The following is a 411-nucleotide window of genomic DNA, read 5'->3' as shown; positions in this document are numbered from 1 at the left end:
GGGTTATGGGGGGTGCGACCCCCCGCTGTTTCCTCGTTCCCTTGCACGCGGCCCCCTGGAGTCGTAAGAATCGCGCCCATGCACGGCAACCCAGTGCCGGACTCTTACGTGTACGTCACAGAAGAAGGCGTGACCCGTCACTACGCTGACGGCAGCGTGGAAGCGCTCGCGTGGGAAGACGTCGTGGAGGTCCGGGTCGAGGGCGACACGGACGCCGACGTTCTCTATACCCTGCTCGACCGCGACGGCCAGGGCTGTGTCGTGCCCAGGTCGGCCACCGATGCGTCATTTCTCACCCGGCTGCGCTATTTGCCCGATTTCGATCTGGATCGGCTCGCGTCGGCGGTGGCGACCTCCAAAGAGGGATACACGGTGGTCTGGCGCAGCCCCGATCCGCCATCACCACTGCCC

General features: G+C 65.7%; 1 protein-coding gene. It reads left to right on the top strand.

Features of this window, described 5'->3' with window-relative positions; translation table 11 throughout:
* Window positions 1-78 precede the first annotated feature (78 nt).
* Window positions 79-411 (top strand): hypothetical protein (locus C1I98_RS40030; RefSeq protein WP_111172268.1); only part of this gene is annotated, 333 nt, incomplete at its 3' end.

Origin of the sequence: Spongiactinospora gelatinilytica (genome assembly GCF_003236385.1) — a bacterium.
Classification (GTDB): Bacteria; Actinomycetota; Actinomycetes; order Streptosporangiales; family Streptosporangiaceae; genus Spongiactinospora; species Spongiactinospora gelatinilytica.
This window is presented reverse-complemented; position numbering and strand designations above follow the sequence as displayed.